At 67.5% G+C, this 12,479-nt stretch carries 11 protein-coding genes and 1 pseudogene; 2 read left to right on the top strand and 10 right to left on the bottom strand.

Going from position 1 to position 12,479, the window contains the following annotated elements:
- Both AWC03_RS12740 and AWC03_RS12735 read right to left on the bottom strand, forming a co-directional pair.
- Positions 1 to 2,967, bottom strand: a complete 2,967-nt coding sequence (locus AWC03_RS12740; RefSeq protein WP_085240826.1) for an MMPL/RND family transporter — start codon at positions 2,965 to 2,967, stop codon at positions 1 to 3.
- Positions 2,964 to 3,386 (bottom strand): MmpS family transport accessory protein, encoded by a 423-nt coding sequence (locus AWC03_RS12735; RefSeq protein ID WP_208859388.1) that lies wholly within the window; start codon positions 3,384 to 3,386, stop codon positions 2,964 to 2,966. The genes AWC03_RS12740 and AWC03_RS12735 overlap by 4 nt, the downstream gene beginning before the upstream one ends.
- Before the next feature lie 445 nt (positions 3,387 to 3,831).
- Here AWC03_RS12735 and AWC03_RS12730 point away from each other — a divergent pair, with 445 nt between their 5' ends.
- The gene (locus AWC03_RS12730) at positions 3,832 to 4,050 is read left to right on the top strand and encodes a ferric uptake regulation protein (RefSeq protein WP_085240824.1); all 219 of its coding nucleotides are present in this window, start codon (positions 3,832 to 3,834) and stop codon (positions 4,048 to 4,050) included.
- A gap of 93 nt (positions 4,051 to 4,143) precedes the next feature.
- Here the strand turns inward: AWC03_RS12730 and regX are convergent, their stop codons facing one another.
- The 7 genes and pseudogenes from regX to AWC03_RS12700 form a co-directional block, all read right to left on the bottom strand.
- On the bottom strand, positions 4,144 to 4,827 hold the full coding sequence (regX, locus tag AWC03_RS12725) for a two-component sensory transduction protein RegX (RefSeq protein ID WP_007167631.1): 684 nt from the start codon (positions 4,825 to 4,827) through the stop codon (positions 4,144 to 4,146).
- A pseudogene (locus AWC03_RS27865) lies at positions 4,827 to 4,898 on the bottom strand (16S rRNA (guanine(966)-N(2))-methyltransferase RsmD); the annotation flags it as partial. The pseudogene AWC03_RS27865 and the gene regX, both read right to left, overlap by 1 nt.
- 2 nt (positions 4,899 to 4,900) lie before the next feature.
- Complete coding sequence (locus AWC03_RS12720; protein ID WP_090420257.1) at positions 4,901 to 6,121, bottom strand: sensor histidine kinase; 1,221 nt, start codon at positions 6,119 to 6,121, stop codon at positions 4,901 to 4,903.
- Positions 6,122 to 6,272: 151 nt separating this feature from the next.
- Complete coding sequence (locus tag AWC03_RS12715) at positions 6,273 to 7,022, bottom strand: phosphoglyceromutase (RefSeq protein WP_085240822.1); 750 nt, start codon at positions 7,020 to 7,022, stop codon at positions 6,273 to 6,275.
- 10 nt (positions 7,023 to 7,032) lie between these two features.
- Positions 7,033 to 7,542, bottom strand: a complete 510-nt coding sequence (locus AWC03_RS12710; RefSeq protein WP_085240821.1) for a type III secretion system chaperone family protein — start codon at positions 7,540 to 7,542, stop codon at positions 7,033 to 7,035.
- Positions 7,539 to 8,840: a D-inositol-3-phosphate glycosyltransferase gene (gene mshA / locus AWC03_RS12705; RefSeq protein WP_244275168.1), complete on the bottom strand. Its 1,302-nt coding sequence runs from the start codon at positions 8,838 to 8,840 to the stop codon at positions 7,539 to 7,541. Before mshA ends, AWC03_RS12710 begins: the two co-directional genes overlap by 4 nt.
- Positions 8,841 to 8,869: 29 nt before the next feature.
- On the bottom strand, positions 8,870 to 10,180 hold the full coding sequence (locus AWC03_RS12700; protein ID WP_085240819.1) for an ROK family protein: 1,311 nt from the start codon (positions 10,178 to 10,180) through the stop codon (positions 8,870 to 8,872).
- Positions 10,181 to 10,356: 176 nt separating this feature from the next.
- On the opposite strand from AWC03_RS12700, the gene AWC03_RS12690 reads away from it, so the two are divergent.
- Positions 10,357 to 11,106 (top strand): SDR family NAD(P)-dependent oxidoreductase, encoded by a 750-nt coding sequence (locus tag AWC03_RS12690; RefSeq protein ID WP_085240818.1) that lies wholly within the window; start codon positions 10,357 to 10,359, stop codon positions 11,104 to 11,106.
- On the opposite strand, the gene AWC03_RS12685 is transcribed toward AWC03_RS12690, so the two are convergent.
- On the bottom strand, positions 11,090 to 12,451 hold the full coding sequence (locus AWC03_RS12685) for a L,D-transpeptidase (protein ID WP_211279230.1): 1,362 nt from the start codon (positions 12,449 to 12,451) through the stop codon (positions 11,090 to 11,092). The genes AWC03_RS12690 and AWC03_RS12685 overlap by 17 nt on opposite strands.
- Positions 12,452 to 12,479: the final 28 nt, after the last annotated feature.

Here is a 12,479-nt window from a genome sequence, read left to right as displayed (position 1 = left end):
CTAATGCCCAGGGGTCACACTCGTCGCGTGCTGCGCCTGCGAATCCGCCGCGACCCCGTGCCGCGGCTGATGCAACAACGCACGCACCAGCGGGCGCGGCCCGACGGAGCGAAGCATCAGGCTGGCCGGGCGCACCCGTACCCGTTTCGGCCACCAGAACCAGCGTCCCATCACCGTCATGATCGACGGCGTGATGAGCGATCGCACGACGAAGGTGTCGAACAGCAGGCCGATGCCGATCGTCGTGCCGAATTGGCCAATCGCCCGCAGATCGCTGGTGATCATCGCGCCCATCGTGACGGCGAACACCACACCGGCGGCAGTCACCACCGGGCCGGTGACCCCCATGCCGCGGATGAGCCCCGTTTTCAGGCCGGCCCCGATCTCCTCCTCGATGCGCGACACCAGCATCAGGTTGTAGTCGGACCCCACCGCCAAGAGCACAATCAACGCGAATTCCGTTGCTACCCAGTGCAGCTGGAACCCACCGAGGTGCTGCCAGATCAGTGTCGAAAACCCGAAGGCGGCCCCCAGCGACATGACGATCGTGCCGACGATGACGCCGGCAGCGACCAGAGCGCGGGTGACGATGACCATGATGATGAAGATGAGCACGATCGATGCGACCGCTGCGATCATCAGGTCATATTTGGCGCCGTTGGCGATGTCGTAGAACGTCGCGGCCGTCCCGCCGAGGTAGATGTCGGCATTCTCCAACGAGGTGAGCTTCAGCGCCTCCTTGGCCGCTTGGCGCTCCTGGTCGACGGACGCGATGCCCTTCGTTGTCGCCGGATCCACTGCGTGGGTGATGATGAAGCGAGCGGCTTTGCCGTCCGGCGACACCATCAAGCGCAACCCCAACTGGAAGTCCGGGTTGCCGAAGATCTCGGGCGGCAGGTAGAACAGGCTCTCCACCTGAGAGTCGTTGAACGACTTGCCCATTACGGCGTTCGTGTCGGTCAGCCGGTCGAACTGATCGATCAAACTGTCGAACGAGCTGTAGATCGTCAGCGTCGTATCCCGGATCGACTTCGAGACAGCGATATTCTCGGGAATGATCGCCAGCAACTCGCGCGTGGCCGTCGCCGTGTTGGTGAGGTCGCTAGTGAGGGCGTGGAACTTCTCGGCCAGCTGATCGAACCCGTCCAGCGCGTCGAACAGGCTTCGTAGCGACCAGCAGATGGGGACGTCGTAGCAATGCCTCTCCCAGTAGAAGTAACTGCGAATCGGTCTCCAAAAATCGTCGAAATCCGCGATATGGTCCCGGATCTCGTCCGTGATGGCCGCCGTCTCCCCCGTCGTTTTCGAGCTGTCGTCCGCGGCGTTCGCGAGCTTCTGGGTCACGGCGTACTGGCGCTCCAACAGGGCTATCTGAGTGTCGAGAAAACCGGTGATCTTCTTGATGTCGCCGACACGGGCCTTCAGGTAAGTGAGGTTGTCGCGGATGGGCGCGCTCTGCACACTGAGCTGGAACGGAACGGATCCGTCTTGGATTGGTGGGCCAAGCGGTCTGGTGATGCTCTGCACCCGTTCGATCCCGGGCACCCGGAAGATGGCGCCGGCAACCTTGTCCAGGACCAGCATGTCGGTGGGGTTGCGCAGATCGTGGTCCGATTCGATCATCAGCAGGTCCGGATTCAGACGGGCCTGGGTGAAGTGCCGATCGGCCGCGGTGTACGCCTGCACTGAGGACGCGCTCTGCGGCAGGTAGTACAGGTCGTTGTATCGGGGGGTGAAACCCATCAACCCCAGGGCGCCGACGATCGCCAGGATGACGGACGTGGCGAGGATGGGCGCCGGCCACCGCACGATGGCCGTCGCCAGGCGGCGCCAGCGGGTGTAGTTGAACTTTCGTTTCGGATCGAAAAGGCCGAAACCGCTCGCGACCACGATCAGGGCCGGCGTCAGGGTCACCCCGGCGGCCACGACAACCAGCAGACCCACCGCGCACGGAAACGCCAGCGAACTGAAGTAGGGCAGCCGGGTGAACTTCAGACACGCCAGCGCCCCGACAATCGTCAAACCCGAGCCCAGCACCACCTTGGTGACCCCGGCGAAGGTGTCGTAGTAAGCGGCTTCGCGGTCCAGGCCCCGTTCGCGACCCTCCTGGTAGCGGCCCACCATGAATATCGCGTAGTCGGTACCCGCCGCGATGGCCAGCGCCGTCAGCAAGTTGACGGCGAAAGTCGACAGCCCCATGATGCCGGTTTCGCCCAGCAGCGCCACCACGCCTCGGCCGGTGGCCAGTCCGACGAACAGGATGACCATCGTCAGCAGCACGGTGCCGATGGATCGATAGACGAACATCAGCATGATCGCGATGATGACGATGGTGATGATCGTCATCTTGGCCAGACTCGCATCGCCGACGACGATCGTGTCGGCGGTCAGGGCTCCCTGACCGGCGACATACGCTTTGACCCCCGGCGGCGGCTTGGAGTCCGCAACGATTTTGCGTACCGAGGCAACCGACTTGTCGCCGACGGCGCCGCCCTGGTCGCCGCGCAGGTTGACCTGGACGTAGGCGGCCTTGTGGTCATAGCTCTCGACCCCCGAGGACGTGAATCGCTGCCCCCAGAAATTCAGCGCGTGCTCGACGTGCTGGGTGTCCTGTTGCAGCTTCTTGACCAACGCGTCGTAATACCGGTGAGCGTCCTCGCCGAGAGGTTTGTCACCGACCAGGGTCACCAGGACGAGGTTGTCGGAGTCGTACTCCTTGAACTTCTCCCCGATGTGCTTCATCCCGGTCACCGACGGCGCGTCGGAGGGCGAGAGCGGCACCGACACTTCCTCGGCGACCTTCTCCAACTGGGGGACGAAGACGTTGACCCCGACCGCGATCAGTACCCAGAACACGACGATCGGCAGCGCCAGGATGCGGATGGTGCGGGCCAGACGCGGTTTGTGCTCAACGTCGGTGCGCGGGGCGACGGGGATTTCGTCCGTGTCGCTGGTGCCGTCGGTCACGCGGACTTGTCCAAGCAGGAAACCTGGGCATCACGCGTGTCGACCTGGTGTTGATCGACCAGTTTGCCGTCGACGGTGATCCGGCAGCCGAGGGACGGGCTGTCACCCTGGGCGACGACGTAGGCGAATATGCCCGGCATCTGGGCGACGATGGTCTGCGACCACGGCAACGTGGTGAAGCTCGCCTTCCGCGGTTGTGCGTCGGCGTCCATCCAGTTGACGACGCCGGTCGTCCCGGGCGGTCCCAGGATTTCGTAGATGGCGGTCTTGGCCGCGTACGGCGGGGTCGCATCCCGCGGATCGGGCTTGGGCAGCCCGGGCCCCGGGAAGACGCCGTTGAGGCGGTCCACCGCGACGCCGCCGACGATGACTGCCACCACCACGACGAGCGGAACCCATGCCCGTCTGAGAAGGGTCAACACCGTTCTCTCCGATCGTGATTGCCCGACGGGCCGATGCTAGGACACTTCATCCGTTCGGGCATTTCGTCGCGAGAGCCACGGCTAGGCGAACGCCTTGGCCGCCGAATTAATTCCTGCGTGTGCGCAGCACGAGGCGACGCCCGACGGCACGGCACCCCCTCGTGCATCAAACGGTTTTGCGCGACAGGTCTTTTCGCCACCCGGAGCCGATTTGCCGCCTATTGACCTGTGGCTTCGTCGATTTCATTGAGGTACCGCGCCGGTCGTGCCGAATTGCGTCGCAAGCGACAATGGGCTACGGCTGAGTTAGTTTCCGAAAGCAATTCGCTGGCGCAGACCATTTCGGTCGAATTGCACACCGGGAGTTTTTGCGAGTCGTCGATCTCCGCCGTCCATCTGGAACCGGCATAAATTTGACGTCACGGCGCGTACCCTGACCGACATGGCTACCAAGACCAAGGTCAAGACCTGCGTGCATTGCGGCCACACCTTCGATCCCGACGACCGACGGCGCGACCTGTCCGATCCCGGCTGGCTTCCGGCCGCGTCAATTTATTGTTCGCATGAATGCAGTGACCGGTTCCATTGCGATCTGACGCATTGCTGCTCAACCCATGCGAAAGACAAGGCTCGCCATAAAGGCGACAAGGCGGCGCGGTAATCCGCGCTTTGCACCAAATCAACGGACTCACCACTTCCTGCAAGAAAGCGGCGACAACTCCGCCGGGCCAGCGCGGGCCGGTGGGCCCCCGAACTAGCCCTCCAGCTTGTAGCCGAGCCCTCGCACGGTGACCAGGTGGACGGGGTTGGCCGGGTCGGCTTCGATCTTCGACCGCAACCGCTTGACGTGCACGTCGAGCGTCTTGGTGTCGCCGACGTAGTCCGCGCCCCACACCCGGTCGATCAACTGCCCGCGGGTCAGCACCCGGCCACTGTTGCGCATCAGGTACTCGAGCAGGTCGAACTCCTTGAGCGGCAAGGTGATTGTGTCGCCGTTGACCGAGACGACGTGTCGCTCGACGTCCATCCGCACCGGGCCGGACTCCAGCACACCATCGCTGATCTCCGAGTCGTCGTCACCGCCACGGCGCAGCACCGCGCGGATCCGGGCGATCAACTCGCGCGCCGAATAGGGCTTGGTCACGTAGTCGTCGGCGCCGAGCTCCAGCCCGACGACCTTGTCGATCTCGCTGTCGCGCGCGGTCACCATGATCACCGGCACGCTGGAGCGCGCACGCAGCTGCTTGCACACATCGGTCCCGGACATGCCGGGCAGCATCAGGTCGAGCAGCACGATGTCGGCGCCGCCACGATCGAACTCGGCCAGGGCGGCTTGTCCATCGGTCACGACCGTGGCCTCGAAGCCCTCCTTGCGCAACAGGAATGCCAGCGGATCGGCCAGCGACTCCTCATCCTCCACGATCAGCACACTGGTCATCAGCGCGACTTCTCCTCATCGCTTCGTCCCCCGCAAGCGGGCGGTACCCCCACTGCATCGTCGTACGCGCGGGTCATCGACTTAGTTCTTCCTCTCGTTGTGACCTGTTGGGCCGCACGTCGCGACCCTGCGGTTGATCGGGTTGTTCGTCCTCGTCCCGGTAGGCCGGAATCGACAGCGTGAAGGTGGATCCCGTCCCCGGCTTGCTCCACACTCCGATGCTGCCGTTGTGGTTGGCCGCGACGTGTTTGACGATGGCCAGGCCCAGCCCGCTACCGCCAGTGGCGCGCGAGCGTGCCTTGTCCCCCCGGAAGAACCGCTCGAAGACGCGCTCCTGATCCTCCAGCGCGATCCCGATGCCGCGGTCGGTAACGGCGATCTCGATGTTGTCGCCGCGGCGGCGTCGACTGATCGAAACCGGCGAACCGGGCGGCGAATAGGCGATCGCGTTGGACACCAGGTTGGCCAACGCGGTGACCAGAAGCGTTTCGTCGCCCAGCACCCGCAGGCCGCTGGGCGCATCGGTGCGAATCTCGATGTGGGCGTTGTCGGCGCCCACCTTGTGACGTGAAATCGCTTCCGACACAACGGTGTCCACGTCGACCTCGGTGACGTTGGGCAACCGCTCCGCGCCCTGCAGGCGCGACAGCTCGATCAGCTCGGCGACCATGTCCCCCAGCCGGTTGGCCTCGACCAGCACCTTCTCGGCGAACCGGCGAACGGTTTCGGGGTCGTCCGCCGACGCCAGCAGGGCCTCGGCGAGCAACGCCATGGCGCCAACCGGGGTCTTGAGCTCGTGGCTGACGTTGGCCACGAAATCGCGCCTGGTGGCTTCCATGCGCGCATAGTCGGACTGGTCGTGGGCGAACACGACGGCGAACCGGCGGTCTTCTTCGCTGAGCAACCGGGCCTGCCCGTGCACCGACAGCCCGGACCGGCCCGCCGCCCGTTTGGCCGGCCGCAGATCGAATTCGACGTCGATGCCCCCGAGCGCCCGCTGCGCCGCCTCCCACGCCTGATCATCGAGCTGCCGATCGCGCACCAGGCCCAGTTCCCTGGCCCGATCATTGAGGTAGACGACGTCGCGGTGGGAATCCACCACCGCGACACCCAGCGGCATCAGGGCGACGATGCGCTGCAGCATCTGCGCGACGGTGATCCCGGTCCATTCCGTGCTGACTCGCTGCCGGCGCTGGGCCGCTTTCGGGGACAGCCGGGTCCCGGCCGCTACACCGACGGCCAGTCCCAGCACGGACAACACCCCGGCCAGCAACAGCGCCGAGAACACAGTCACATAGCAAATCCTACAAATCTTCCTGAACGCAGCCCTAGCGGAACGAGGCCAAAATCGAACAAGTCACACCCTGCGCTTCAGGTGTTCCACTGCCGTTCACGCGATGTTCGGCAAACAGGCCTATGGATATTGCCCAAGACTGTGACGTGCGTCAGCCGCGTCCCTGGTTGGCGACGGCCGCCGCGCCCGCTGCGGCCGCCTCCGGGTCGAGGTAGGTACCGCCCGGCACCACCGGCTTCAGGTCGGCGTCCAGGTCGTAGCGCAGCGGAACCCCGGTCGGAATGTTCAGCCCGACGACGTCGTCGTCGGACATCCCGTCGAGGTATTTGACCAGGGCTCGCAATGAATTGCCGTGCGCGACGATCAACACCGTCTTGCCGCTGCGCAGGTCGGGGACGATGACGTCGGTGAAGTACGGCAGAAACCGGACCACCACGTCGGCCAGGCATTCGGTCAGCGGGCCGCCGCCGATGTTGGCGTACCGCGGGTCGGTGTCCTGGCTGAACTGGCTGCCCTTCTCGATCGGGGGCGGCGGCGTGTCGTAGCTGCGCCGCCACGTCATGAACTGCTCGTCGCCGTAGCGCTCCTTGGTCTCCGCCTTGTTCAGGCCCTGCAGCGCGCCGTAGTGCCGTTCGTTGAGTCGCCAGCTGCGCCGCACCGGGATCCACAGCCGGTCGGCGGCGTCCAGCGCCAGGTGCGCGGTGGTGATCGCCCGGCGCAGCAGCGACGTGTAGAGGACGTCGGGCAGCAGGCCCTGCTCGGCCAGCAGCTCGCCGCTGCGCACCGCCTCGGCCCGGCCCTTCTCGGTCAGCCCGACGTCCACCCAACCGGTGAACAGGTTCAGGGCATTCCAATCGCTCTCGCCGTGGCGGAGCAGGACCAGCGTGGCAGTGTCTCCCATGCCGGCTAGCTTATTCGTCGTCTTCGTCGATCAGGTGAGCGAACGCCTCGAGGTTCTTCAGCGACTCGCCGCGGGACACCCGCCACTCCCATTCTTTCTGGATCGATGAGCGAAAACCCAACTCCAGCAACGTATTAAAGTCCGAATCCACCGCTTCGAGCACCTGTCCGAGCACTCGGTCGATCTCGTCGGCGTCCACCGACGCCAGCGACATGCGGCCCACCAGGTAGATGTCGCCGACCTTGTCCAGGGTGTAGGCCACCCCATAGAGGCGGCGGTTCCGCCTGAGCAGGAAGCGGTAGACGCCCTCGTGGTTCTCGTCGGGCTTGCGGCACACGAACGCCTCGACCCGCACCGAATGCTCGCCGATGCTCAAGATGGTGTTGGTCTTGAGTTTGCGCTCGCCGGGCAGCTCCACCACCAGGCCCGACAGGCCGCCGTGGGCCCCCTCTTGTTTCGAATATTTCAGCCCACTGGCCTGCAGCGCGTCCTCGATCACCCGCTCCACGGTGGAGGTCACGCGCCCACCCCTCGGCGCTCGGCGATGTACCCGCTGATCGCCCGGCGATAGCTGGCCAGCAGCGCATCGGTGGTGTTCTCCCAGGAGAAGGTGGCCGCGTGCGCGGCGGCCGCGCGGCTCATCGCCTCGGCCTGGGGGGCGCGCAGGCGCAGCAGCCGGTCCAGGGCGTCCGCCCACCGGTCGACGCCGTGGCCGGGCACCAGCGTGCCGGTGATCCCGTCGCGCACGGCCACCGGCAGGCCGCCGACCGCGGCGGCGACCACCGGAGTGCCACACGCCTGGGCCTCGACGGCCACCAGACCGAACGACTCCGAGTAACTCGGCACGGCGACCAGGTTGGCCGCCTGGAACAGGGTGGCCAGGTCGGTGCGGGACTGCGGGGGCAGGAAGGTCACCCGCGCCGCGATGCCCAGGTCGTCGGCCAGCCGCCGCAGACCGTCCGGGGACGCCAGGCCGCTGCCCGACGGGCCGCCGGCCACCACGATGCGCACGCCCGGCAATTGCGCGGCGGCCCGCAACACGATGTCGGGCGCCTTCAACGGCTGGATCCGCCCGACGAACGCGACCACGTCCTCGTCGAGCGGCAACCCCAGCGCGGCCCGGGCCGCCCGGCGGTCGCCCGGGTGGAACACCTCGAGATCCACCCCGGGGTGGACGACGTCGATGCGCGCCGGGTCGGCGCGGTGGAGCGAAATCAGTTGCCTGGCTTCGTCATCGGTGTTGACGATCAGCCGGTCCGACTCGTCGACGACCTGTTGCTCGCCGACCGTGCGCAGTGGCGGCTCTGGCGCGTCGCCGGCCGCGAGCGCCGCGTTCTTCACCGCGGCCAGCGTGTGCGCGGTGTGCACCAGCGGCACCGCCCAGCGGTCGCGGGCCAGCCAGCCGACCTGTCCGGACAGCCAATAATGCGAGTGCACGATGTCGTAGTGGCCCGGTTCGTGCGACGCTTCGGCGCGCAGCACCCCGGCGGCGAACGCGCACAGCTGGGTGGGCAGGTCGTATTTGTCCAGGCCCTCGAACGGCCCCGCCACCACGTTGCGCACCAGCACGCCGGGCGCCACCCGCGCGACCGGCGGGTCGGCGGATGCGGTGGCCCGGGTGAAAATCTCCACCTCGATGCCCCTGCGCGCCAGGTGCAACGCGGTTTGCAGCACGTAGACGTTCATGCCCCCGGCGTCGCCGGTGCCCGGCTGGGCCAGCGGTGAGGTGTGCACCGCCAACACGGCGACACGGCGCGGTTTCAGCCGGAAGACGTCATCGTGGCGCACTCTGTCATCTTTACAGGAGGCTCCATTCACGAGCCCAACGCCCAGCACAGGACTTCGCGCTAAGCGGACGGCTCGTCGGCGGCGACATCGCGCAGCCGCGCCCCGACCCGCCGCATCGCACCGAGCGGGTCGGCGTACAGGCCGCCCAGCGACACGGTGCCCGCGCCGGACTCCTGCACCCGATTGCCGAAGACGGTGACACGGATGTCGCGCGGGGGCAACACCGAGCGCTCGGCGAACGCCGCCTCCACGTGCGCCATCCCTTCCGGGTACTCGGTGAAGGCCTGCCCGCCGACCACCAGCTCGTCGGGGTTGAGCATGTCGCGCAGCAGCGCCACCGCCTCCCCGAGCACCCGGCCGCGCTCGTTCAGCAGCTCTTTGGCCTGGTCGTTGCCGGCCCGGGCCAGCCGCAGCAGGTCGGCGATGCCCGCGGCCGGCGCGTTGGCGCGGCCCGCGGGCGAAAACGGCAGGATCCGCAGCCGGCGCGCGGCGGCGAGCACCGCCTCGTCGCTGACCGTGGACTCCAGCTGGCCGGTGCCGCCGAGCAGCTCGGAGTGGGCCGGCAGGGCCGCGATGGTGCCGGGGCCGCTGGCCGGGCAATGCACCCGTCCACCGATCACCAGCGCGTAGCCCACGGTCTCGCGCGCGTAGACGTAGAGACTGGTCGGCGAGCTGGGCAGGAATCGCCGCATGCCGAGCAGCAGCTCGGCCCCGGCCATGGCGTCGACGTGGGAGGCCACCGAGACGGGCAGCCCCAGCGCGTCGGCCAGGACCGGGCCGACCGGCGCCTGCCGCCAACCCAGCCGCGGGTGGTCGACGTGCCCGGTGGCGCTGTCGACCGTGCCACCGATGGCGACGCCGACCCACAGCGGGCGGCGCCGATGCCAACGGCGCAGGTAACGGGCGGCGCTGTCGGCCAGCGACGCCAGCGCGGGCCCGGCGGCGCTCAGCGGTGTCGGTGTCTCGACGGTGTCGAGCGTGCGACCGAACAGGTCGGTGGCCACGATGCTGGTGGTCCGCGCGCCCACGTGGATGCCCAGCGTCACGAACGGTTCGTGGTTGACCTCCACCGGCACGCGGGGCCGGCCGATCGCGCCCGCGACGGCCAGGTCCGCGCGTTCGCGCAGCAAGCCGGCGTCGAGCAGGGCGATGACCTGGCGGTTGACCGTCGCGATGCTCAGCGAGGTGACGCCGGCGATGACGTCACGCCCGACGGGGCCGCGCAGCCGGACGGCCCGGAACACCGAGGCGGCCGCGGAGTCGGGGATGTGCAGTGCCGGCGGCAGGATCTGCCGGCGCACCGTCCGGTGCCCCTTGCGGCCGGCACGGTTGGTCGAATCGTGAGTCTGGGTGAGGGTGTTCGTGCGCACGAGCGTCCTTTTGTCCGATTTTCGTTGGCCGTCACTGGCCACACCTGAAAGTCAGGAGCGGCAAAGTGCGCGACAACAACACGCACCCGCCGCGCAAAGACACGCGGTGGTCGTGGTGCTGGACAGGGCGCTGAGGTGCACCCCAAAAATTTAGCACGTTCATTAAGGTTGTTTCGATGGTGGGAAATATCAGGAATGAGCGGGTCGCGGTGGTCACCGGTGCCAGTTCCGGGATCGGGGAGGCGACGGCCCACACCCTTGCCGCCCAGGGCTTCCACGTGGTCGCGGTGGCGCGGCGGGCAGACCGGATCAACGCCCTGGCCAGGGAGATCGGCGGAACGGCGATTGCGGCCGACGTCACGGACGACGCCGCGGTCGCCGCGCTGGCCGATGAGTTGAGCCGGGTCGACGTGCTGGTCAACAACGCGGGTGGCGCCCGCGGGCTGGCACCGGTCGCCGACGCCGACCTCGAGCACTGGCGATGGATGTGGGAGACCAACGTGCTGGGCACGCTGCGGGTCACCCGCGCGCTGCTGCCCAAGCTCATCGATTCCGGCGACGGCCTGATCATCACGGTGACTTCCGTTGCCGCACTTGAGGTTTACGACGGCGGCGCCGGGTACACCGCGGCCAAACACGGCCAGGGAGCGCTGCACCGCACGCTGCGCGGCGAGCTGCTGGGCAAGCCGGTGCGGCTGACCGAGATCGCGCCGGGCGCGGTCGAGACCGAGTTTTCGCTGGTGCGCTTCGACGGCGATCAGCAGCGGGCGGACGCCGTGTACAGCGGCATCACCCCGCTGGTCGCCGAGGACGTCGCCGAGGTGATCGGCTTCGTGGCGTCCCGGCCATCCCACGTCGACCTCGACCTGATCGTGATGAAGCCCCGCGATCAGGCGTCGGCCACCCGCTTTAACCGCCGGGGCTAGTGCTCGTGGTCGTGGTCGTCGGCGTGCCGGACAGGCTGGGAGCGGTCGACGGGGTGACGGGCGCGGTGACCGGGATCTGCGTCGACGGCTGACGCGCGGTCGGCGGCGGCAGCGCCGACATGGCGACCCAGGTATCCCAGTCGACCGCCCAGTCCCAGATGTCGCCGTCGGAGTAGGACAGCTGGATGGAGCTGCCGGTCACCTCGACCGGGTCGCCGTACATCGCCGATTGGTAGTACTGCTCCGCGTCGCCGGTCGACAGGTTGATGCAGCCGTTGGTGACGTTGGTGTTGCCCTGCGCGCCCGCGCTCGCCGGGTTGGCGTGGATGAACTCGCCGTTGTTGGAGATCCGCACCGCCCACCGCTCGTGCACATGGCTGTAGCCGGCCGCGGGGTTGGACATGTAGAAGTCGGCGTACTTCTCGGTGACCACGTGGATGCCGTTGCGGGTGACGTTGCGCGCCTTGTCGGCCTCGCCGTAGCTGCACGGAAAGTCCATGATGACGCCTTCGTCCCTGATCACCTGGATGCGGTGCGACGAGACCTCGGCCTTCACCACCTGCCGGCGACCGATCGCGATATTCAGCGAGATGTCCTCGGCCCCGTACGCGCTGTCGCCGAACGGCAGGCCGTACAGCTTGGCGTCGACGTTGACGGTCGTGCCCGCGGGGTAGTACTCGCGGGTGCGCCAGTGCACCCGGGCGCCGGCCGCCTCGTCGGGCAGCCAGGCCCAGCTGCCCTCGACGGGCGGATTCGTGGTGACGGTCAGCGCCTTCTCGACGGCGGCCTTGTCGGTGATCGGCGCGTCGAACTGGATGATGATCGGCGCCGCCACCCCGACGGTCTGCCCGTCGGCCAGCTGAAACGCCCCGCTGATCTTCTTGGTGGGCGACACGGTGGTGAATTTGCCCGCGACCGGGATCGCCTTGCCGTCGTGCCCGACCGCCGATCCGGTCCAGGTGTAGGTCGAGTCGTAGCCCAGCGGCTCGGTGGTGGTGTAGACGGTGCGGTCGGAGTTGAACTTGCCCGCCACCACTTTGCCCGCGGAATTCGTCAGCGCCACGTGCTGGAACCAACCGTCGCTGATCTGGACGCTGATCGGCGCGATCGGCACCACGTTCTCGGTCGCGTCGGCCGGCTGGAACTTCAGCTGCGGCCCGGGCTGCTCCTTCTTCTGGGCCTGCCTGGACGTGGTGCCGCTGCACGCGGCCAACAGGCTCGGGGCGAACACCCCCAGTCCGAGGGTCGCCAAAGCCACGCGCCGGTTGATCGGCGGCGGGTTCTGCGACGTGCTCACGAAAAACAAAGATACCGGGCAAAATCCATCAACCCCGCCGCGACAAATCGCCGTCGGGGCGGTCGTGGGAGGGATT

The organism is Mycobacterium europaeum, from assembly GCF_002102155.1.
In the GTDB taxonomy this organism is placed as follows: Bacteria; Actinomycetota; Actinomycetes; order Mycobacteriales; family Mycobacteriaceae; genus Mycobacterium; species Mycobacterium europaeum.
Note: the sequence above shows the minus strand (reverse complement) of the source record. Positions and strands in the feature narration are given on the sequence as shown.

Excerpts from the sequence above, each read along its gene's own strand:
- regX (WP_007167631.1), bottom strand. The coding sequence starts at position 4,827 with ATGACCAGTGTGCTGATCGTGGAGGATGAGGAGTCGCTGGCCGATCCG.
- AWC03_RS12690 (WP_085240818.1), top strand. The coding sequence starts at position 10,357 with ATGGTGGGAAATATCAGGAATGAGCGGGTCGCGGTGGTCACCGGTGCC.
- AWC03_RS12730 (WP_085240824.1), top strand. The coding sequence starts at position 3,832 with ATGGCTACCAAGACCAAGGTCAAGACCTGCGTGCATTGCGGCCACACC.
- AWC03_RS12715 (WP_085240822.1), bottom strand. The coding sequence starts at position 7,022 with ATGGGAGACACTGCCACGCTGGTCCTGCTCCGCCACGGCGAGAGCGAT.